19 protein-coding genes are annotated in these 21,389 nt (G+C 62.6%); 11 read left to right on the top strand and 8 right to left on the bottom strand.

Features of this window, described 5'->3' with window-relative positions; translation table 11 throughout:
* Positions 1 to 23 precede the first annotated feature (23 nt).
* The 4 genes from glgX (at position 24) to ACFWAD_RS20810 (ending at position 6,727) form a co-directional block, all read left to right on the top strand.
* On the top strand, positions 24 to 2,435 hold the full coding sequence (gene glgX, locus ACFWAD_RS20825) for a glycogen debranching protein GlgX (protein ID WP_378547221.1): 2,412 nt from the start codon (positions 24 to 26) through the stop codon (positions 2,433 to 2,435).
* Between the two features lie 13 nt (positions 2,436 to 2,448).
* A complete protein-coding gene (treY, locus tag ACFWAD_RS20820) occupies positions 2,449 to 4,824 on the top strand; it encodes a malto-oligosyltrehalose synthase (RefSeq protein WP_378547218.1) in 2,376 nt (791 codons plus the stop codon).
* 94 nt (positions 4,825 to 4,918) lie between these two features.
* A complete protein-coding gene (locus ACFWAD_RS20815) occupies positions 4,919 to 5,731 on the top strand; it encodes a mycofactocin-coupled SDR family oxidoreductase (RefSeq protein WP_378547215.1) in 813 nt (270 codons plus the stop codon).
* 66 nt (positions 5,732 to 5,797) lie between these two features.
* Positions 5,798 to 6,727, top strand: a complete 930-nt coding sequence (locus ACFWAD_RS20810; protein ID WP_378547212.1) for an NADP-dependent oxidoreductase — start codon at positions 5,798 to 5,800, stop codon at positions 6,725 to 6,727.
* 18 nt (positions 6,728 to 6,745) lie between these two features.
* Here ACFWAD_RS20810 and ACFWAD_RS20805 read toward each other — a convergent pair whose 3' ends face one another.
* Positions 6,746 to 7,165, bottom strand: a complete 420-nt coding sequence (locus ACFWAD_RS20805; RefSeq protein ID WP_378547210.1) for a PaaI family thioesterase — start codon at positions 7,163 to 7,165, stop codon at positions 6,746 to 6,748.
* Positions 7,166 to 7,220: 55 nt separating this feature from the next.
* Between ACFWAD_RS20805 and ACFWAD_RS20800 the strand changes: the two genes are divergently transcribed.
* Complete coding sequence (locus tag ACFWAD_RS20800; protein WP_378547207.1) at positions 7,221 to 7,814, top strand: TetR/AcrR family transcriptional regulator; 594 nt, start codon at positions 7,221 to 7,223, stop codon at positions 7,812 to 7,814.
* A gap of 19 nt (positions 7,815 to 7,833) precedes the next feature.
* Here ACFWAD_RS20800 and ACFWAD_RS20795 read toward each other — a convergent pair whose 3' ends face one another.
* Complete coding sequence (locus tag ACFWAD_RS20795) at positions 7,834 to 8,751, bottom strand: DMT family transporter (protein WP_378547204.1); 918 nt, start codon at positions 8,749 to 8,751, stop codon at positions 7,834 to 7,836.
* An 83-nt stretch (positions 8,752 to 8,834) separates the two neighbouring features.
* On the opposite strand from ACFWAD_RS20795, the gene ACFWAD_RS20790 reads away from it, so the two are divergent.
* Positions 8,835 to 9,725 (top strand): LysR family transcriptional regulator, encoded by an 891-nt coding sequence (locus ACFWAD_RS20790; RefSeq protein WP_378547201.1) that lies wholly within the window; start codon positions 8,835 to 8,837, stop codon positions 9,723 to 9,725.
* A 1-nt stretch (position 9,726) separates the two neighbouring features.
* Here the strand turns inward: ACFWAD_RS20790 and ACFWAD_RS20785 are convergent, their stop codons facing one another.
* From ACFWAD_RS20785 to ACFWAD_RS20775, 3 genes are read right to left on the bottom strand one after another with little or no spacing between them, the layout of a single operon-like run.
* Positions 9,727 to 10,083: a PLD nuclease N-terminal domain-containing protein gene (locus ACFWAD_RS20785; RefSeq protein ID WP_003941757.1), complete on the bottom strand. Its 357-nt coding sequence runs from the start codon at positions 10,081 to 10,083 to the stop codon at positions 9,727 to 9,729.
* A gap of 57 nt (positions 10,084 to 10,140) precedes the next feature.
* Positions 10,141 to 10,764, bottom strand: a complete 624-nt coding sequence (locus ACFWAD_RS20780; protein ID WP_378538791.1) for a TetR/AcrR family transcriptional regulator — start codon at positions 10,762 to 10,764, stop codon at positions 10,141 to 10,143.
* A 57-nt stretch (positions 10,765 to 10,821) separates the two neighbouring features.
* Positions 10,822 to 11,016, bottom strand: coding sequence for a DUF1918 domain-containing protein (locus ACFWAD_RS20775; RefSeq protein WP_230813481.1), 195 nt, complete (start codon positions 11,014 to 11,016; stop codon positions 10,822 to 10,824).
* Positions 11,017 to 11,212: 196 nt separating this feature from the next.
* On the opposite strand from ACFWAD_RS20775, the gene ACFWAD_RS20770 reads away from it, so the two are divergent.
* The 4 genes from ACFWAD_RS20770 to treZ all read left to right on the top strand — a co-directional run bounded on the left by ACFWAD_RS20770 (position 11,213) and on the right by treZ (position 15,881).
* Positions 11,213 to 13,210: an MFS transporter gene (locus ACFWAD_RS20770; protein WP_378547197.1), complete on the top strand. Its 1,998-nt coding sequence runs from the start codon at positions 11,213 to 11,215 to the stop codon at positions 13,208 to 13,210.
* 59 nt (positions 13,211 to 13,269) lie between these two features.
* The gene (locus tag ACFWAD_RS20765) at positions 13,270 to 13,860 is read left to right on the top strand and encodes a TetR family transcriptional regulator (RefSeq protein ID WP_378547194.1); all 591 of its coding nucleotides are present in this window, start codon (positions 13,270 to 13,272) and stop codon (positions 13,858 to 13,860) included.
* The gene (locus ACFWAD_RS20760; RefSeq protein ID WP_378538795.1) at positions 13,857 to 13,988 is read left to right on the top strand and encodes a hypothetical protein; all 132 of its coding nucleotides are present in this window, start codon (positions 13,857 to 13,859) and stop codon (positions 13,986 to 13,988) included. Before ACFWAD_RS20765 ends, ACFWAD_RS20760 begins: the two co-directional genes overlap by 4 nt.
* A gap of 171 nt (positions 13,989 to 14,159) precedes the next feature.
* On the top strand, positions 14,160 to 15,881 hold the full coding sequence (gene treZ / locus ACFWAD_RS20755) for a malto-oligosyltrehalose trehalohydrolase (protein WP_378547191.1): 1,722 nt from the start codon (positions 14,160 to 14,162) through the stop codon (positions 15,879 to 15,881).
* Positions 15,882 to 15,932: 51 nt separating this feature from the next.
* Here the strand turns inward: treZ and ACFWAD_RS20750 are convergent, their stop codons facing one another.
* The gene (locus tag ACFWAD_RS20750; RefSeq protein ID WP_007733146.1) at positions 15,933 to 17,477 is read right to left on the bottom strand and encodes an MFS transporter; all 1,545 of its coding nucleotides are present in this window, start codon (positions 17,475 to 17,477) and stop codon (positions 15,933 to 15,935) included.
* 129 nt (positions 17,478 to 17,606) lie between these two features.
* On the opposite strand from ACFWAD_RS20750, the gene ACFWAD_RS20745 reads away from it, so the two are divergent.
* Positions 17,607 to 18,128 carry a TetR/AcrR family transcriptional regulator gene (locus ACFWAD_RS20745; protein ID WP_003941685.1) on the top strand — a complete coding sequence of 174 codons (522 nt, stop codon included), beginning with the start codon at positions 17,607 to 17,609 and terminating at the stop codon, positions 18,126 to 18,128.
* A 13-nt stretch (positions 18,129 to 18,141) separates the two neighbouring features.
* On the opposite strand, the gene ilvA is transcribed toward ACFWAD_RS20745, so the two are convergent.
* Complete coding sequence (gene ilvA, locus ACFWAD_RS20740; protein WP_378547188.1) at positions 18,142 to 19,497, bottom strand: threonine ammonia-lyase IlvA; 1,356 nt, start codon at positions 19,495 to 19,497, stop codon at positions 18,142 to 18,144.
* Between the two features lie 78 nt (positions 19,498 to 19,575).
* A complete protein-coding gene (locus tag ACFWAD_RS20735) occupies positions 19,576 to 21,351 on the bottom strand; it encodes a pyruvate dehydrogenase (RefSeq protein ID WP_378547185.1) in 1,776 nt (591 codons plus the stop codon).
* Positions 21,352 to 21,389: the final 38 nt, after the last annotated feature.

The raw sequence follows: 21,389 nt of genomic DNA, 5'->3' as shown, positions 1-21,389 counted from the left end.
CTGCACCCGATAGGGTCTGATTCATGGATCAACCGCCGAGCGCGCCCTCAGCCACTCCCATCCCGGTATGGCCTGGCAGTGCGTACCCACTCGGTGCAACCTACGACGGCGCGGGAACCAATTTCTCGCTCTTCTCCGAGGTCGCCGAAGCTGTCGAACTGTGCCTGATTGCCAAGGACGGAACCGAAACCCGCATCAGGATGGACGAGGTCGACGGTTACGTCTGGCATGCGTACCTTCCGTCGGTATCCCCCGGTCAGCGATACGGCTACCGCGTGCACGGGCCGTACGATCCGGCGGCAGGTCTGCGATGCGATCCGAGCAAGCTCCTGCTGGACCCGTACGGAAAAGCGTTCGACGGAGACTTCGACGGAGACCGTTCGCTGTTCTCCTACGACGTCGAGTCGGCGGGTGATCCCGAACCTTCAGCGGACGACGACACTCCTGCGGTGGAGTCGGAAGAAGTTACCGACGAGACGAGTTCGGAAGCCGAATCGGACGAAGCTGAACCGACTGAAGGCGTGTCGACTGAAGGCGTGTCGACTGAAGCTACATCGACCGAGGTGGACCTCGAGGACGAAGACGAGGGCTCCACCGGCGATCAAGAGTCGGACGAGGCCCTGGGCTCCGACCCCGAACCCTTCGACCCGGAACCGCTGGTCGACGAACCCGCCACCATCCCTTTCCCCCAACATGATTCGCTCGGTCACACGATGTCGACCGTCGTCATCAATCCGTTCTTCGACTGGGCATCCGACCGCTCACCGAAGCGTCCGTACCACGAGACGGTTATCTACGAAGCGCACGTCAAGGGCATGACCGCGACGCACCCTGGAGTTCCGGAGGAGTTGCGCGGCACCTACGCCGGACTCGCGCATCCGGTGATCATCGAGCACCTCACCAATCTGGGTGTCACGGCGATCGAACTGATGCCGGTCCACCAGTTCATGCACGACCAGGTGCTGCTCGACCAGGGGCTGCGAAACTATTGGGGTTACAACACCTTCGGCTTCCTCGCCCCGCACACCGACTACTCCTCGGCGGCAAAACCCGATGCGGCCGTAGCGGAATTCAAGGCCATGGTGCGTAGCTTCCACCAGGCGGGTATCGAAGTGATCCTCGACGTGGTCTACAACCACACCGCCGAGGGCAACCACATGGGGCCGACCATCAGCTTCCGCGGTATCGACAACGCCGCCTACTACCGCCTGGTCGACGGCGACGAAGCGCACTACATGGATTACACCGGAACGGGCAACAGCCTCAACGCCCGTCATCCGCACACTCTGCAGCTGATCATGGACTCGCTGCGGTATTGGGTCACGGAAATGCATGTCGACGGTTTCCGCTTCGACCTCGCCTCGACACTCGCCCGTGAACTGCATGACGTGGACCGACTCTCCGCCTTCTTCGATCTGGTGCAACAGGATCCGATCGTCAGTCAGGTGAAGCTGATCGCCGAACCGTGGGACGTCGGCGAAGGCGGTTACCAGGTCGGCAACTTCCCCGGCCTGTGGACCGAGTGGAACGGCAAGTACCGCGATACCGTCCGCGACTACTGGCGCGGTGAACCGGCGACCCTGGGCGAGTTCGCTTCCCGCCTCACCGGTTCCTCCGATCTCTACGAAGCAACCGGACGACGCCCCGGCGCGAGCATCAATTTTGTCATCGCCCACGACGGTTTCACCCTGCACGATCTCGTCTCGTACAACGAGAAGCACAACGAAGCCAACGGCGAGAACAACAACGACGGCGAGTCACACAACCGATCCTGGAACTGCGGCGTCGAAGGCCCCACGGACGACCCGGAGATTCTCGAACTGCGTGGACGCCAGAGCCGGAACATTCTCGCAACGCTGATGCTCAGTCAAGGCACCCCGATGCTGGCTCACGGCGACGAGATGGGTCGAACTCAGCAGGGGAACAACAACGTCTACTGCCAGGATTCGGAACTGTCCTGGATGGATTGGACTCTCGCGGAAACCAACGCGGACCTCGTCGAGTTCACCAAGCGCGCAATTGCCTTGCGCGCCAAGAACCCGGTATTCCGGCGTCGTCGATTCTTCGAGGGCCGACCCATTCGAAGTGGCGATCAGAGTCGCGACATCGCCTGGCTCACGCCGTCGGGCGAGGAAATGACTCCGGCCGACTGGGACAGCGGTTTCGGCAAGTCGTTAGCTGTCTTTCTCAACGGCGACGCGATCCCGGAACCGAACTACCGCGGCGAGCGCGTCACCGGCGATTCGTTCCTCCTCTGTTTCAACGCCCACTACGAGGATCTCGAATTCTCCACCCCCAACGCGGACTACGCGTCGGAGTGGACTGTCGTGCTCGACACGTCGATCCCGACCGGTGAGAGCGACACCGTGATCAAAGCCGGCACAACACTGGATGTAAAAGCGCGAGCATTGACGGTACTTCGTAGAACCGCCTGAGGGAGACGTGCACATGGCCCCGATAACCAGCACCTACCGACTGCAGTTGCGCCCGGACGCGTTCACCCTTCGTGATGCGGCCGCACTGGTGGACTACTTCGAGGCGTTGGGGGTCTCGCATCTTTATCTCTCCCCCATCCTCACGGCAACGTCCGGGTCGACGCACGGCTACGACGTCACGGATCCGACAACCGTGTCCGCTGGACTCGGCGGCCGCGAGGCCTTGGTGGAGTTGTCGCACGCGGCCCGGGCACACGGAATGGGCCTGATCGTCGATCTCGTCCCCAACCATGTCGGGGTTGCCAAGCCACGCGAAAATGCCTGGTGGTGGGACGTTCTCACGCATGGACGGGGGTCGGAGTACGCGGATTTCTTCGACATCGACTGGGCCGAGGACAACGGAGCCAACGGCGCGGACGGCGCCGACGGAAAACTTTCGCTCCCGGTACTGGGCAGCCAGGACGATCTCGAAGCCCTGACTGTCGAAAAAGATGGCGAGGAAACACTTCTCGCGTTCTACGAGCATCGGTTCCCTGTCGCGGCCGGTACCGAATTCGGATCCCCACAGGAGGTCCACGCCAGGCAGTCGTACCGACTCGTACCGTGGAACGCCGGAATCATCAACTACCGACGGTTCTTTGCCGTCAACGAACTCGCTGCCCTGCGCCAGGAGGATCCCAGAGTCTTCGAACTCTGCCATCGGGAACTGAAGTCGTGGGTCGACGAAGGACTGATCGACGGAGTTCGCATCGATCACCCGGACGGACTCGCAGATCCGGCAGAGTATCTGGGGCGTCTGCGGGCACTGCTCGGACCAGAGCAGTGGCTTGTGATCGAGAAGATCCTCGGCCACACGGAACCACTCGATCCGCTGCTCCCGATCGACGGCACCACCGGATACGACGCCCTCAATCAACTGGGCGGCATCTTCGTCGATCCCGCCGCCGAACTCGAATTGACCGAACTCTCTGCAGATTTGACCGGCGACGACGGGGACGGCGCATGGTTGCATCACACCGAACGTCAGTTCAAACGCGACACCGGGCGCGGTGACCTGGCACCCGAGGTTCGCAGGCTCGTGCGCGCAATCCAGCGCGAAACCGGAAGTCGTTGCAGTGAGACCGAACTGAACGACGCAGTTGTCGTCGCGATCGCCCGGATGCCGGTGTATCGATCCGACTACAGTCCCCTTGCCGGTTTGGCCGCTCGTATCGTCGGCGACATGCACGAGTTGGCCCCTGGGCATGAAGCAGCGTTCAACGTGTTGGCGCAAGCGCTGGTCAACGGCGGTGAAGCAGCGGTTCGTTTCCAGCAGGTGTGCGGCGCTGTCATGGCCAAGTCCGTCGAAGATCGACTCTTCTATCGAACGGCGCGCCTGGTCTCGCGTCAGGAAGTCGGCGGCAACCCGGCATCGCTTGCTGTCTCCGTCGCCGAATTCCATCTCCACAACGCAGACCGAGCGAAGCAGTGGCCGCGTGCGATGACGAGTCTGTCCACTCACGACACCAAACGCGGCGAGGACGTGCGGGCGCGAATCGGTGTTCTGTCCCAGGTGCCGACCCTGTGGTCCCGGCTTCTTCGCGACTGGGAAGACGTCTGCCCCAGCCCTGATCCACTGACCGGATTGTTCTTGTGGCAGAACATCATCGGCGTGTGGCCGGCCGACGGTCGTTCCGCGGCCTCGGTTCCCGAGTTGCGCGAGCGTATACACGCCTATGCGGAGAAGGCTGTCCGCGAATCCGGCGCGAAGACTTCCTGGAACGATCCGGACGCCGGCTTCGAATCGGAGGTGCACAGGTGGATCGACGAGGTGATCGACGGTCCGGTCGGCGATTCGGTCAGCGAGTTCGTCGGCCGGATCGCTCGTCACGGCTGGTCGGACTCTCTGGGCCAAAAGCTGCTCCAACTCCTCGGGCCGGGCGTTCCCGACGTCTATCAGGGCACTGAGCTGTGGGAAGACTCGTTGGTCGATCCGGACAACCGGCGCCTTGTCGACTACGGAGCGAGGCGATCACTCCTCGAAGCCGACGCCGCGACGATCGACGCGACGGGAGCTGCAAAGTTGCACCTCGTTCGCACGGCGCTGACTCTGCGGCGCGCGAATCCCTCGTGGTTCGACCGCGGTGAGTATCGGCCGATATTCGCTTCGGGTTCCGCGTCCGGTCATCTGGTCGGGTTCTCGCGCGGCCCCGTCGGCGAATCGGCCAGAGTCATTGCTCTGGCGACGCGGCATTCACTCGGACTCTCGGCGCATGGTTGGCGAGATACGCGAGTCGACCTGCCAGATGGCGAGTGGGTCGATGCTTTGAGCGGACGGCCCGTCACGTCCGCGGATGCGCGGGACATTTTCGCCGCCGGGCACTGTGCGCTGTTGACCGGAGCGCACTGAGCGATTTCCGCTGACTGGGCATTCCCGCCCGAAAAGAACTTCGTCGCGCTAACTTCCGAAGAGCAGATTCTCACCACTACTCGGAGGTTTGAGCATGACGGCCAGTCGATTCACCGGGAAAGTCGCCTTCATCACCGGGGCAGCCCGCGGTCAGGGACGCGCTGAAGCGGTCCGTCTGGCAGAAGAGGGCGCAGACATCATCGCCGTCGACGCGTGCGTTCAGTTCGAATCCACCTCTTACGCCGGCGCCACCGAAGACGACCTTGCCGAAACCGTAGAACTGGTCAAGGCACTGGACCGTCGAATTGTCGCCACCAAAACAGACGTCCGCGACTTCGCTGCTCTGTCCGCGGCTCTCGAAGCCGGCATCGACGAACTGGGGCGCCTCGACGTCGTCGTCGCGAACGCCGGAATCTGCTCTGCCAACATGTCGTGGGAAATCACGCCCGAGCAGTGGCAGGAAACGCTCGACGTCAACCTGACCGGCGTCTTCCACACCGCAAAGGCAGCAATCCCGCACCTGATCGAACAGGGCACCGGCGGCTCGATCATCTTCACCAGCTCCGTGGCAGGCCTGCGCGGGCTCCCCTTCCTCGGCCACTACGTCGCGAGCAAACACGGCATCACCGGCCTGGCGAAGACGATGGCCTCGGAATTGGGGCAGTACAACATTCGGGTCAACACCATTCACCCGCACGGCGTGGAAACCGGCATGCAGGTGACCGACATGCGGCCTCTCATCGACGCGAATGCCCACACGCTCGGCCCGATCTTCATGCAGACCTTGCCCGATCCCGTCAGCCAGCCCGAGGACATTGCCGCCGCCGTTGCGTTCCTCGGTTCCGACGAAGCCCACCACATCACGGGGATCGCGATGCCACTGGATCTGGGAACGCTGATCCGCTGATCGAATCTTCTCGAGTTTTTCCCGTCCTCGGGGAATATCGCTTCCCCGAGGACGGTTGCGCGACACATGACCAAAACTGTTGTAGCGCAGACATACGGAACGCCCGAGGTCCTGAAGCTCGTTGACGTGGATCTACCGTCGCCTGGATCAGGAGAAGTCCTGGTCGATGTCAAAGCGATCGGCGTGAACCCCTTCGACTTCAAGCTCTACAGCGGCGCTTTCGGCACCGACCCCGAGAAACTTCCGATCCACCTCGGCGGCGAGGCTGCGGGTGTCGTCTCGGCCGTCGGTGACGGTGTCACCGACGTAGCCGTCGGCGACGAGGTGATCGTCAGCCCTGGCAACGGTCTTTACGCCGAACAGGTAGTCGTGCCGGTCTCCTCGGTCACCGCGAAGCCCGCCGGCATCAGCTGGGAACAGGCGGCCGGCCTCCTTCTTGTCGGCGGAACTGCAGTCGACGCCCTCGACACCATTCGAGTCGGCTCCGGGGACACTGTCCTCATCCACGGCGCGTCCGGCGGTGTGGGCGCGATTGCCGTCCAGCTTGCAGTGGCTCGTGGAGCCACCGTGATCGGCACCGCGGGAGCCTCCAATCAGGACTACGTGCGTTCACTCGGCGCGACGCCGGTGCTCTACGGCGAGGGACTCGAAGCGCGTGTTCGTGAACTCGCACCGAACGGCGTCGATGCGGCGTTCGACACCGCCGGAACGGACGAAGCCGTCGATGCATCTCTGGCTTTGGTCACCGACAGGAGTCGCATCGTCACCATCGTCGCGTTCGGGCGAGCTCAGACCGACGGCTTCGCTTCCGTCGGCGGCGGTAATCCGGCGAGCGCCGAAGCCCGGTTGAAGGCACGATCCGAACTGGTCGAACAAGCCGGTTCCGGACACCTCATCGTGAAGATCGCCAAGACCTTCCCGCTCGCGGACGTGGCACTCGCTCACACCGAGTTGCAGAGTTCGCACCCCGCCGGCAAGTTCATCCTCGTTCCGTGACCTTCAGCTCTGTCTTGCCTAGGCCTTAAGGGCGAGTGGAACCAACAGGGTGGTGCCGAACGCGACAAGCACCGATTCGCCTTCGCGTTCGGCATGTACCTCGGCAGTGACGAACACCTGCTTTCGTCCGGCCTTGACCGAGCGCGCCGTAGCGACAAATGCGGTTCCGACGCCCGGACTCACGAAATTGACCGCGCAGTTCGACGCCGCCACGACACCTACCTGGGTGAAAGCAGCAAATCCGCACGCGGTGTCGACGAGTCCCGCCACGAGCGCAGCGTGCAGGTGTCCCGAGTACTGGCCCAGATCCTCACGCCATTCGAGACGCAGACAGACGCGACCCGGTTCGGCCTCCGTGACTTCGAATCCGGCCCACCGGTTGAAGGCCGCCGAGGCGTTGACCGCGCGTAACTGTTCGAGCATTTCAGAATTTCCCATGTAGACCAGTCTACATAGATTGTGATGGATCACCGGGGTGTTTAAGCTCCAACTCGTGGCAACTCCCCCGAAACACCGCGAAGCGCTAGTCCGAGCAGCGGCCGATCTTTTTCGCCGCCAGGGGTATGCGGCAACAGGACTCAACGAGATCCTCAAGTCGAGTGGGGCCCCGAAAGGTTCGCTCTACCACTACTTTCCCGGTGGCAAAGAGCAGATCGGCGCGGAGGTCGTTCGTGTCGGCGGGAAGTTGGTAACCGATACTCTGACAGAACTCGCCGAGAGCCAACCGGACGCCGGATCGCTTCTACGCGAGTACGCGCGGTTGCTGGTCGGATGGGTGAGCGAATCCGAATTCCACGAAGGCTCACCGATCACGACGGTGCTGCTGGAACTCGCCCCCGATTCGGAGAGCGTCACCACCGCCGGGCAGGCGGTCTACCGACAGTGGTCATCGCTACTCAGCGACTCACTGCTCGGGTCCGGTGTCACGCGCACCCGGGCGGAGCGCCTTGCCGTCCTGGCGGTGTCGGCGCTCGAGGGTTCGCTGGTTCGGGCTCGCGTCGAACAATCAGGTCAGCCGATTCTCGATTCCCTCGGCGAAGTCGCCGACCTGTTCGATGGCGCGATCGCGACGGCGAACTCCCGCTGAGCGAACGGCACTCTCGGTCTCATGAAGGCGCCGAAAGGTACGTTCGCTCGGAATCGGAGGGTGGGTCAGCCGGCTTCTGGACACCCCGAGCATCATCCCGAGGACCACCTCGACCACCACCTCGGGCCGCGCCGACACCGGCGACGACGACGCAAGCGATACCGGCCACCGCCAGAATGCTGGGGACCTGGTGCAGCACAACCAAACCGATGAGCTGAGCAAACGCAGGCTCGAGACTCATCAGCGTGCCGAACGCCGCCGTGGAGAGCCGGCGCAACGAGACCATCTCCAAGACGAAGGGGACGACGGGCAGCAAAATCGCGAGCCCGAGTCCCACGAGAATCAGGTGCGGGGTCAGTCGCCCGATAGCCGAGTGCCCCACGGCAATTGTCGCTGCCAGTCCGGCAACCGCCATCGACACCGCCAGCCCGTTGATACCGGCAACCTCGTCGCCGACACGCTGGGTGAGCAGTATGTACATCGCCCAGCAGAGTGCGGCACCGAGTGCACAAGCCACGCCGACCAGGTCGACCGTTCCCGCCCACGGCTCGGTCAGAAGCACTACTCCGGCGCCGGCCAGAACCGGCCACAGAACGCGGCCACGCCCCCGCAGCAATGCAACTGTCAGCGGACCCAAGAACTCCAACGCGCTTGCCGTTCCCAGCGGAAGGCGCTCCACGGCCGCCATGAACAGGAGCGTCATCCCCGCGGTGACCACACCGAGGACCACGCAGGCCAGAAACGCCTTGCGGGTGAACGCGGACGGCCGGGGCCTGACGATGATCAGAAGAATGATGCCCGCCCAGGCAAGGCGCACCCACGCCGCCCCATCCGCGCCGAGCTGATCGATCAGACCCACCGACACAGCGAGGCCGAGCTGCACGCACAACATCGCCAGAACAGCCAGGCCGACGCCGGCTCGCGCTCTCGTTTCCATAGCTGAATTGAACGGGACAGCGACCGTTCGCGTCCACGCGATTTTGACCCACATAATGTTCACGATTAGTGAATGATCGAAGGATGGAAACCCGTCGACTCCATCTCCTCCTCGAACTCTCGCGTCTTGGTTCGATGCGCGCCGTCGCCGAAGCTCACAACCTCACGACGTCGACGGTGTCCCAACAGCTCGCGGCCCTGACTACGGAAACCGGCACTGCGTTGATCGAGCCGGAAGGCCGACGCGTTCGCCTCACACCTGCCGGGCAACGACTCGCCGATCATGCCGTCACTATCCTGGCGGCTCTCGACGCGGCTCGACTGGACCTCGATCCTGACGCAGAACCGGTGGGAACTTTGCGAGTCGGCGGGTTCGCGACTGCCATCCGAACGGCGATGCTCCCGGTTGCGCTAAGCCTGAAACACAGCCATCCGCAGGTGGACGTGAGGATCTCCGAATACGAACCAGTTGAGGCCTTTGCACTCCTCGAACGCGACGACCTCGACCTCGCACTGACCTACGACTACAACCTCGCCCCCGCGTCGCCTAGCCCTCTACTCGAAGCAATTCCGATCTGGTCTACGCCGTGGGGACTGTGCGTTCCCGACAACGCGAACACTCCCGACGAGTCCGGGGGATCCGGGATCGATCTCCGCGCCTACGCAGACACGCCGTGGATAGTGAACTCACGAAACACTGCAGACGAGCGAGCCGTCCGAACTCTCGCATCGCTTGCGGGATTCACCCCTCGGATCACTCACCAGATCGACAGTCTCGACTTGGTCGAACTCTTGATCCTCAGCGGTTACGGCGTCGGACTGATGCCTCTCGAACGCAAGACTCGCGAAGGCGTGCGCGTCGAACCACTCATCGATCCGCCTGTCATCCTCACTGCCTATGCGGTGACCCGTCGTGGCCGAACATCATGGCCGCCACTTCGTCTCGTACTGGACCAGCTCATGACGTACCGGTAACTCACATCCGATCGGCGTCGCCGTCGCGGCGCTGCTGCTTGGCGATTCGCCGCTGCTCCTCCGCCCGCTCGCGGCACTGACGCAGGAAGGCTTCGTCCGCCGCGGGATCTTGGGCCACCGCGCGTCCCGGACGCTCGTATTCGCCGTAACCGGTTGGGCCGACGTACCCACGCGGTGCGTTCTGCCCGCGACCGACCACCAGCCACAGCACCGAACCCAGCGTGGGAAGGAAGATGATGATCAGAATCCAGACGACCTTGGGTAGGTACTGGATGTAGGCGTCGTCTCTCGTGATGGCGTCGACGATGCAAAAGATCCAGAGCAGCATCGTAATGAGGCCGAACAAGGCATAGGGCACGCTGGCGATTCCTCCCGAGTATAAAAAACCCTCGCCATGCTAACTAAAACAGACCAATTAGTACATTAGATTCTGACGAATGTTGAACTCGAGCCACGTTCGATACGCGTCTACGTCCCAACCGCTGACACGACGCAATTGCTGGTGAAGCTGAGGCGAGACGAAGGCGGCAAGGATTCCGGCAGCCTTGTCGAGCGAAATCTCCGGCCTCAGCAAACCGTGCTCCGACAGGCCCTCCGCTATCGACATCGCGTTGACTGCCGATTGCTCGGCTGATTCCTCGGACAGACGACGCATATCGGAATCGGCACCGGAGGATTCCACTGTGACCATCATGAGCGCACCGGCGCGTTCGAGCAGCCCGATGCCCTGCGCCACGATCTGGGAGACGATCCGCCGAACGTCGTCAGGGTCCGAGGCCGAACTCGGCGCGCCGAGAGGAACCGGATCGGCGTCGAGAGCCTCGGCTAGCGCCGCTTCGAAGATCTCGAGCTTTCCACCGGGGAACGCTGTGAACACGGTCCGATTGGCCACGCCGGCGGCGTCGGCAATCTGTTTGACAGTGGCGCTGACGTACCCGTCTCGCACGAACAGAGCCTGTGCCGCATCACGAATGAGTTCTCGGGTTCGCTGCGCCGAGGCCTCGCGCACACGGGAGTGATATTGGCGTTTGCCCTCCATTGCGCACACTCTAGCCGCATTCGATGCAACAGCCATGCATGGAAAGAACTATGCAGATCAGGAGCCTTTTCCGGGGTGGTCGATCCAACCGTCACTACCGGGAAACACAAGCGCCTCGTGCCCGTTGTCGTACCTGACCAGGTATGGCGGTCCACCGTCATCGCCATGGACCTCGAGAACCTCGGCGGTCACCTCGGACTGACCGACCACTCGCCCCTGAACATGAAGGCGGTCACCTACTTCGGCACGCATCACTCCTCCTTGCCGCCCGCCCAGTGCAGGCACAGAACACCACTTCCGTTGTTCCCGCGAAACCGGCAAGGAAACCACCTGCGTCGCCACAGTCGTGACCGAAGACACAAGCTGCCAGCGTGACATCAAGGGGTGAACAGTGGTTCACTCTGAGGTGAATTCTCGTTCACCCCGCGCCTCGTGAAGGACAAGACTGTTGGCATTGCACTCGTCTCAGACCCCTCGCCGTTCGAGTCGGCTCATCACCGCAATCCTCTGTCTGTCCGGCACCGTGGTCGCACTCCAACAAACGATGGTCATTCCGTTGTTGCCCGAGTTTCCGAAGATCCTCGGCGTCAGCGCTGACGACGCGTCCTGGCTCGTCACCGTCACCCTGCTGACCAGTGCCGTCGCCACCCCGATCGTGACCCGGTTGGCAGACATGTTCGGCAAACGACGCATGATGTTGGTCTCGATGACGACAATTGTGATCGGATCACTAGTCGCAGCGATCGGCGGCAACTTCGTCGCGTTGCTCATCGGGCGCGGGCTTCAAGGCTTTGCCATTTCGATGATCCCGGTCGGGATCAGCATCATGCGCGACGAACTCCCCAAGGAGAAGGTGGCGTCGGCGACGGCGTTGATGAGCGCCACTCTCGGAGTCGGTGCCGCACTTGGACTCCCGTTGTCGGGGTTGATCTTCGAGCACCTCGGCTGGCCGGCCATCTTCTGGCTCTCGGCAATCGTGGGCGTTCTGCTGATCATCGCGGTAGCGGTCGTAGTCCCGGAATCAAGTGTTCGTACCCGTGGCAAGTTCGACTTCCTCGGCGCAGTCATGCTCTCGGTTTCGCTTGCCGCACTCCTTCTGGCAATTTCCAAGGGCGCCCGGTGGGGATGGACCAGTGAACCGACATTGCTGATGTTCGTCATCGGGATCGTGACGCTCGCGCTGTGGTTTCCTTACGAGCTCCGCGTCACCCAACCGATGGTCGACTTGCGAACGTCGGCGAAGCGGCCGGTTCTACTGACCAACGTCGCCTCGATCCTCGTGGGCTTCTCGATGTACGCCAACAACCTCTCGACCACCCAACAGCTGCAGATGCCGAAAATCTCCGGGTACGGCTTCGAGCTCGGAGTGATGGCAGCCGGACTGTGCATGATTCCGGCAGGACTCGCGATGGTCTTCTTCGCTCCCGTGTCAGCGAACATCACCAAACGATTCGGCGCCAAAACCACCTTGATCGTCGGTGGCACGGTGCTCGCCCTCGCCTACATTGCGCGAGTGTTCCTGACCGGCTCGATCGCACTGATCATCATCAGCGCGGCGGTGGTCAGCATCGGAACTGCGATCGCCTACTCTGCAATGCCGATGTTGATCATGCGCTCGGTCCCGATCACCGAAACCGCGTCGGCAAACGGCCTCAACTCGCTCCTTCGCTCGGTCGGTACCTCGATTTCCAGCGCAGTGGTGGCCGCCATGTTCACCTCGATGCTGATCCCGTCCGGACCCGGCGAGGGCCTTCCGTCGATCGACGCTTTCAAGAACATCTTCTGGCTCGCTGCCCTCGCCGCCGTGGCTGCTGCCGCGGCCGCCGCGTTCATTCCTCGCCGCGGTGCGAAACCGGAAACGGCTCTTCGCCCGGTGACGCCGGAGGGATTCGAGCTTCCCGACGCGGCAGTGAGCGATACCGAGATCGTGGTTGCCGGTCGTGTCGTCCGAGCGGACAGTCGACCGATCCGGCAGGCAGTTGTCACCGTGATGGACATGGAGGGCCGACCGATCGACTGGAGTCGCGCCGACAACGAGGGCAACTTCTCCCTCGCTCTACCTCAGCCAGGACGGTACCTGGTGGTCACGAGTGCCGACGGCTGGTCCCCGAGGTCGCAGGTGATCGCTTTCGACAGCGCACAATCGACGCACACCGTCGAACTCGGTGAGCGCCTCACCATCTCCGGCAAGGTCGGCGTGGACGGGCAAACAACTTCGGGAACTGTCGTCACACTCACGAAACCGACCGGCGAGTTCGTCGCATCCACCGTCACCGACGGAGCCGGACACTATGGAATCGCGCTCCCGACATCCGGTCGATACATACTGACCGCCTTGACCGAGAGCGGACACGGCACACTGGCACGTCAGATCGCCGTTATCGCACAGTCCACCGTCATCGACTTCGACGTTCCCGTCGACGCGGAGCCACTGACGACCGCATGAGGGAACCGACCGCACGAACATCCGACCGTACGAACATCCAGCCATGAGAAGATCCCGACATGAGTACCGCCGAAGACACCATCCTCACAGCAGCGAAAGCACTGTTCGCCGAACACGGATACTCATCGACGAAGATCAAGGACGTCGCAGCCGCGGCCGGCTACTCCCCTGCCTTGGTCATGAAGATATACGGCAGTAAAGCTCGGTTGTATTCGGCGGCAATTCCATCCACACCTCCGATGGACGAGGCCCCGAACGCCGATTCCTCCGGTGACGTCGGCTACCGACTGGTCGAGAAGCTCGTCGGCCGCAGGGAAGCCGACGAAACCGATCCATGGGCGATGCTCGCCATACTCGTGCACGAAGCCCCGGACCCGGACGCCGCCCGGGCCGAGATCAAAGAACGCTACGTACACGGGATTGCACGACACATCGGTGACACATCGCCCGATCTGGTGCGCAGCCAACTGGTTGCTTCACTGATGCTCGGGCTTGCCACCGGTATGCGGACTCTCGACCTCCTCGGAGAGGACTCGTTGTCGTCGAAAGATCTGGTCCGGCATTACGGGAGACTCATTCAAACGGTCGTCGACGAAAGTTACCCGGTATCCGAGCACGAATCGGACAACAGTGGCACGGTGGAGGGATGACGACCTACCGATACCTCGACGCTGATCGAAATCTTCTCGAAGAGAAGGATTTCGAAACCGAGCAGGATGCACAGGAATACCGACTTTCGGTCATCGGCGCCGAACACATCGAGCCCGCCGACGAATGATCCGGCTCGGAAATACGGCGCTGCCTCTCGTCATCCGGAGACGGGCGAGTACTCGACAGGTATGAAAAGTCAGGGCCTCGCACCCACCTTCTTCGCGACGACGGGCGACGAGCAGGACGGATTCGACTCTGCTGGGCTGCCACATCCGACCGAACAAGGCATGCTGATCGTGTGCATACTTTCGAGGTTTGGGCGCCCACACCGGAATCGGTCCGGGTCGAAGTCAACGGCATCACTCACGACATGGACCGCACGGACGACGGATGGTGGCGAGCGGAGGTCGACTGCGACAACCAGGCTCGCTACGGATTTGTCGTCGACGGCGACATCCTTCCGGATCCGCGGTCACCACGCCAGCCCGAAGGCGTGCACCTTCTCTCCCAACTGCACCAACTGCACGAGGCGTCCTGGACCGACTCTCAGTGGACCGGGCGGCAGCTCCCAGGATCGTCCGTCTATGAACTGCACATCGGAACATTCACCACCGAAGGAACTTTCGACGCCGCGATCGAACGTCTCGATCACCTGGTGGACCTCGGCGTCGGGTTCGTGGAGATCATGCCGGTCAACGGCTTCAACGGAACTCACAACTGGGGCTACGACGGTGTGCTCTGGTACACGGTCCACGAGATCTACGGTGGTCCGGACGGATTGCAACGCTTGGTGAATGCGGCCCACGAACGCGGGCTCGGCGTGATCTTGGACGTGGTCTACAACCATCTGGGCCCGTCGGGCAACTATCTCGAACGATTCGGTCCCTACATCGCGGACGGCGCGAACACGTGGGGCCGAACGATCAACATCGGTGGTCCTGCGTCGGGCGAGGTTCGCGAGTACATCATCGGCAATGCCTTGCGATGGATGCGCGACTTCCACATCGACGGCCTACGTCTCGATGCCGTCCATGCATTGGTCGACCACACCGGAACGCACATCCTCGAGGAACTCGCGGTCCGAACGGAAACACTGTCGGCCCATCTGGGTCGACCGCTCACGCTGATTGCCGAAAGTGATCTCAACGACGCCACTCTGATCACGCCGCGCGCGGCGGGCGGGTTCGGCTTGCACGCGCAGTGGGACGACGACATCCACCACGCCGTTCACACGGCCGTGTCGGGCGAACGCCAAGGCTATTACGCCGACTTCGGATCCTTGGAATCCCTTGCAAATACATTGCGGCGCGGTTTCTTCCACGCCGGAACGTATTCGTCATTTCGAGGGCGGGTCCACGGCCGTCCGATCGACATCACGCATCAGCCGGCCAGCGCCCTGCTCGCGTACACCTGCACGCACGATCAGATCGGCAATCGCGCGACCGGTGACCGCCCCAGCGCCTATCTGACGCCAGGACAGTTGGCGATCAAGGCGGCGCTGGTCCTGCTCTCGCCGTACACGCCGATGCTGTTCATGGGCGAAGAATGGGGAGCCACTACCCCGTTCCAGTTCTTCACCTCGCATCCGGAACCGGAACTCGGGGAGGCCACCGCCAAAGGCCGCAAGGCGGAGTTCGCAGCCCACGGTTGGAACAGCGACGACATTCCGGATCCGCAAGACCCGCAGACATTTCTGCGATCGAAACTGGACTGGGACGAGCGAGACGACGAGACACGCGCTCGCGTCCTGGCCTGCTATCGCGATCTACTTGCCCTGCGCAGGAAGCGAATCGAGATCACCGACCCTTGGCTGGGGCACCTGCACGTCGACTACGACGAGGACGACCAGTGGATCACCCTGCGCCGCGGCGCATTACAGATCGTGTGCAATCTGGGAACGGACGCGGCCTCGGTCCCGGCCGGCGGAACCCCCATCCTCTGGTGGGATCCGCCGACACAGGACGAGACCGCGTCCGCAACCGTCGTGCCTGGGCACTCGTTCGTCGTACTCGAAAACTGAGCGACCCTCGAGATTCCGGTATCAACGCTTCGCGTTCTACTGTTTCACGCGCTAACGCTTCGCGTTCTCTGGTGTACTCCGCAGCATCCGCAAAACCAATGCGGCACTGACGAACAGAACCAGAGCAGTCGCACCGGCAGCAACGTGCATACCGTCGACGAACGCCGACTTCGCGGAATCGGCAAGTACCGAACCGAGTTCACCCGGTAGGTACGTTGCTTCCTGCAGCGCACCGCCGAGGGTGCCCTGCGCAGCGTGCGCCTGATCTGCTTCGAGCATCGAGGTGTCGATTCCCTTGCGGAAGATCGCCATCACCACGCTGCCCAGGATCGCCACGCCGAGCGCGATGCCAAGTTCGTACGCGGTCTCCGACACAGCGGACGCAGCGCCGGCGCGTTCGGGTTCCACCGAGCTGACCACGAGATCCGATGTCAACGTCAACGCGACACCGACACCAGCACCGGCCAGACCGAAGCCGATCACGAACATCAACGGGCCGCTGTCGACGCCGAGCGCGAGCAGCATCGCAGCACCGATACCGGCAACCGCGAGGCCCGCGCTGAGCACGTGAGACACCGACCACCGGCGAATCAACCAGGCCGCCGCAACCGCGGTGAATGCGCTGAGCAACATACCCGGGAGCATCAGCAGGCCGGCGTCGAGCGCCGAGTTACCGAGCACCAACTGCAGGTACTGCGAACCGAAGAACAGGACACCTGCCAGCGCGAAGATCGAGAGCAGGTTGGTGATGACGGCGGTGGAGAACGACGCGTTGGCAAACAGTTTCAGATCCAACATCGGATCCTTCAGCATCCGCTGACGACGCACGAACACGTAACCCGCCGCGAGACCAACGAGGCCGATCACCAGCAACGTGATGCTGACGCCGTGCACCACGGATTCCTTGACCGCGTACACCAGCGGCAACATGGTCGCCATCGACAGACCAGCGCTGATGAGGTCGAATCGACCCGGATTGGGGTCCTTCGACTCCGGGATCAGGATCGGGCCGAGTACAACCAGCGCGATCATGACCGGAATGTTGATCAAGAAGACCGAACCCCACCAGAAGTGCTCGAGCAACCAACCACCGACCAACGGGCCTGCCGCGGTACCACCACCTGCCATCGCGCCCCAGACACCGATCGCCTCGGTGCGCTGACGCGGGTTGACGAAGATCGTGCGGATCAGACCGAGGGTGGCCGGCATCAGCGTTGCACCGGAAATACCCTGCAGCACGCGGGCGGCAATGAGCATCTCGGGACTGACAGCGAGAGCGGCGATGATCGAGGCGAGACCGAAGCCGACTGCGCCGATCAGGAGCAGTTTTCGCCTACCGATCCGGTCGCCGAGCGTACCCATGGTGATGAGCAGACCGGCGAGCACGAACGAATAGACGTCGATGATCCACAGCAACTGCGTGCTGCTCGGTTCGAGGTCGGCGCTGATGAACGGAAGCGCAAGATCGAGCACCGTGCCGTCGACTGCGATGAGCAACACAGCAAAGGCAAGGACTATCAAGCCCGCCCAGTCACGCTTTGTCGCCCGAACCTCGTCGGGATTGATTGCAGACGTGTGATCTGCCGACACTGACATTGCTCCCCTGCGACTTTCTCTGAGTTCTCGTCGAAAAAAATTCACTGCACCGTCCAGCCGGTACAGTATCTCTACGGTAACAGTGAACCGTCTGAGCGGTAAAGTTATTTCCGGGTAGGGTCACATCACATGGCTGCCGACACTCGCGATCGAATTCTCGACGCACTGGAGAAGCTGCTGCTGGTCAGCGGCGTCGCCCAAGTCACGCTCGAAGGCGTTGCCGCCGAAGCCGGGGTTTCCAAGGGCGGACTTCTCTATCACTTCCCCAGCAAGGAAGCCCTCCTCGCGGCCATGGTCCGCAGACTCGGGGAACGCTCGGATCAGCAACTCGACGACGCCGTAGCCGGCGGTACCACGGTCACCGAGTTCTACCTGCAGATCCCCGATGCGAACGAAAGCGAAGAACTCTCGCTCTTTCGCTCGATCATTGCCGCGCTCCGAACAGTCGACGGACAACACGACGAAATCCAGAAGGCTGTCACCCATGTGATGCGAAGCTGGGACAAGGGCCTTCAGACCGAGATCGCCGACCCGGTGCAGGCCGAGATCATCCGACTCGTCGGTGACGGCCTGTATCTGGCAGCCATGCTCGGACTCCCCCAGCCGGACCCCGAACTGCATCGACAGGTGGTCGAGCGACTGCGGCCCTGACCGGGGGCGTCCCTTACGTCAGATAGCGGTACGCCGGGCTTCCCGGCTCCAGCCTCTCGGACTGCATCGGCGCGTGCTCCATCCGCTCGAGCAACGACGCCAAACCGTCGGCGGAACCGAGTTCGATACCCACCAACGCGGCACCCGTTTCGCGATTGTTTCGCTTGACGTACTCGAAGAGCGCGATGTCGTCGTCCGGCCCCAGCACGTCCGAGAGAAACCGGCGCAACGCTCCCGGTTCCTGCGGAAAGTCGACCAGGAAGTAGTGCTTGAGCCCGAGGTGAACGAGCGAACGCTCGAGGATTTCGCCGTAACGGGAGACGTCGTTGTTGCCACCGGAGATCAGGCACACGACGGTCGAGCCCGGCTCGAACGTCAGATTCTGCAGTGCCGCAACGGAAAGCGCGCCCGCAGGTTCGGCAATGATGCCCTCGCTCTGGTACAGCTCGAGCATCGCCGTGCAGATAGCGCCTTCGTCGATCTGATTGACGACAAACGATCCCGAACCGGACCGCGTCTGAAGTTGACGAGCGACGAGCGGCAACGACGCGTGTGACACGACGGCAGCACCCAGACGTGAGACGACCTCGTAGGGAACGTCACCAATGCGCTTGACGGCGGCACCATCGACGAACGGATCGACGTCGGGAAGGGTCACCGGGCCGCCGGCAACAAGCGCGGCCGTCATGGATGCGGCCCCGGACGGCTCGATCCCGACGATCGACGTCTTCGGCGACCGCTCGTGCAGGTAGGTGGCTATGCCCGCGATGCAACCGCCCCCACCGACCGGCACGACAATCGTGTCGAGAGGTGCGTCGAGTTGCGTGAGGATCTCGGCTGCGATGGTTCCTTGCCCCGCAGCGGTGCGCACGTCGTCGAACGGCGGAACCATGGTTGCACTGGTTTCGGCTACGTCCTCCGCAGCCGCAGCGGCGGCGGCGTCATAGGTCTCACCGATCATGAACAGTTCGACAAATGCTCCGCCGTGAGCGCGGATGCGATCACGCTTCTGCTTGGGCGTGTTGGCCGGCACGTAGATCCGACCCTTGATCTGCATGGTTCGGCAAGCGAAGGCAACGCCCTGTGCATGGTTGCCGGCACTGGCGGTCACGACGCCTGCCGCGCGCTCGGCCTCGTTGAGCTGCGCGATCAGGTTGTACGCGCCGCGAATCTTGTACGAACGAACGCCTTGGAGGTCCTCACGCTTGAGGTACACGTGTGCGCCGGTCAGCGCCGACAGACGGTCGCTGTACTGCAAGGGTGTCGCCGCAATGACGTGCTGAATTCGCTCGATGGCCGCGTCGATCTCCTGCGCGTCGAGCGCGGGGACGGTGGACTTCGTTACTACGACATCGGGCGAGTTAGACACTCCGCCATTTTCGCACGTCGGGGATCAACCTTCCCACCACCCCGCCCCGCATCGTCTGCGAGGCAGGGCGGGGGCAGGTCAGCCGCGCGGATCCAACTGCGAGGGACGTGGCACGTTCCGCAGATTCGACTTTGCCATCTGTACTGCCTCGCCGACGCCGCCGTTCATCACCATCTTCGACATCGCCAAGGCGAAGCCCTTCATCTGACCGCCGGTGATGGTGGGCGGCAACGACAATGCCAGCGGATCGGTCACCAGATCCACGAGGGCCGGGCCGTCGTGATCGAGCGCGGCGCGCAGACCGGATTCGATGTCGGCAGGATTCTCGATGCGCCGCGAGAAGATTCCGAGCGCAGCGGCGACCGCCGCGTAGTCGACCGCGGGCACGTCGACCCCGAAATCCGGGAGGCCGTCGACCAGCATCTCGAGCTTGACCATTCCGAGCGTCGAGTTGTTGAACACCACGATCTTGACCGGCAACTTGTACATGGCGACGGTGACCAACTCACCGAGCAGCATCGACAATCCACCGTCGCCCGACACCGAGATGACCTGTCGCCCCGGGCTGGACCATGCCGCACCCATCGCATGCGGGAGTGCATTGGACATGGATCCGTGCAGTGCCGACGAGATGAAACGTCTCGATCCGTTCGGATTGAGGTAGCGTGCCGTCCACACATTGCACATGCCGGTGTCGGCGGTGAAGATTGCGTCGTCCGCAGCCAGATCGTCGAGGATCGAGGCCGCATACTCGGGGTGAATCGGCGTGCGCTGCTTGACCGGATCCGTGTATGCACCAACCACTTTGGTCATCAGAGTGTTGTGCTTGGCGAGCGTGTCCTCGAGGAATCCGCGGTCGGCCTTTCGATCGAGCTGCGGAATGAGTGCACTCAAGGTACTCGCGACGTCACCGTGCACGGCCAGGTCCAGGCTGGTTCGACGCCCCAACCGCTCCGCCGCGATGTCGATCTGAGCAGTGCGAACGTCGTCGGGCAAGAACTGATCGTAGGGAAAGTCCGTACCGATCAGGAGCAGGAGATCGGCGCCGTGGATACCGTCGTGCGCCGCACCGTAACCCAGCAATCCGGTCATCCCGACGTCGTACGGGTTGTCGTACTGGATCCATTCCTTGCCACGCAGTGAATGCCCGATGGGAGCGCCGACGGTTTCGGCCAGCGCCAATACTTCCGCGCGTGCGTCTCGAACACCGGCGCCGGCGAAGATCGCGACTTTGCGCGAGCCGTTGATCACATCTGCCAACGCCTTCACATCACCGGCATCCGGAACGACTGTCGGCCTTCGCGTTTCGACGAGCGTCGGCGGCGTTCCTTCGGCCGGGCAGTCGGCAATGTCACCGGGAAGCACGATCACCGAGACGCCGTTTCGAGCGACCGAATGCTGAATCGCGGACTGCACCACGCGGGGTGATTGCACTGGCGTGCTGACGAGTTCGGTGTAACTCGAACATTCGATGAAGATCCGCTCGGGATGCGTCTCCTGGAAGTAGCCCATACCGATCTGCGCACTGGGGATGTGTGAGGCGATCGCGAGGACCGGGGCGCCCGAACGATGAGCGTCGTACAGGCCGTTGATCAGATGAAGGTTTCCGGGACCGCAGGATCCTGCACACACCGCGAGCTTCCCGGTGATCTGGGCATCTGCTGCGGCGGCAAATGCGGCTGCTTCCTCATGACGGACGTGTATCCAGTCGATTCCGCCCTTTTCGGAACCACCGGTGCGACGAACCGCATCGACGATGGGATTGAGACTGTCACCGACAATTCCGTAGATCCGACTGACACCCGCGTCAACGAGCTGCTGAACCAATTGATCTGCAACGGTTTTCGGACTCATCAGACCTCCATGACACACTCACGGGAGTCGGGATCGCC

Origin of the sequence: Rhodococcus sp. NPDC059969 (assembly GCF_042738325.1) — a bacterium.
Taxonomy (GTDB): domain Bacteria; phylum Actinomycetota; class Actinomycetes; order Mycobacteriales; family Mycobacteriaceae; genus Rhodococcus_F.
The sequence above is the reverse complement of the archived record's forward strand: the minus strand, read 5'-3'. Positions and strand labels throughout refer to the sequence as shown.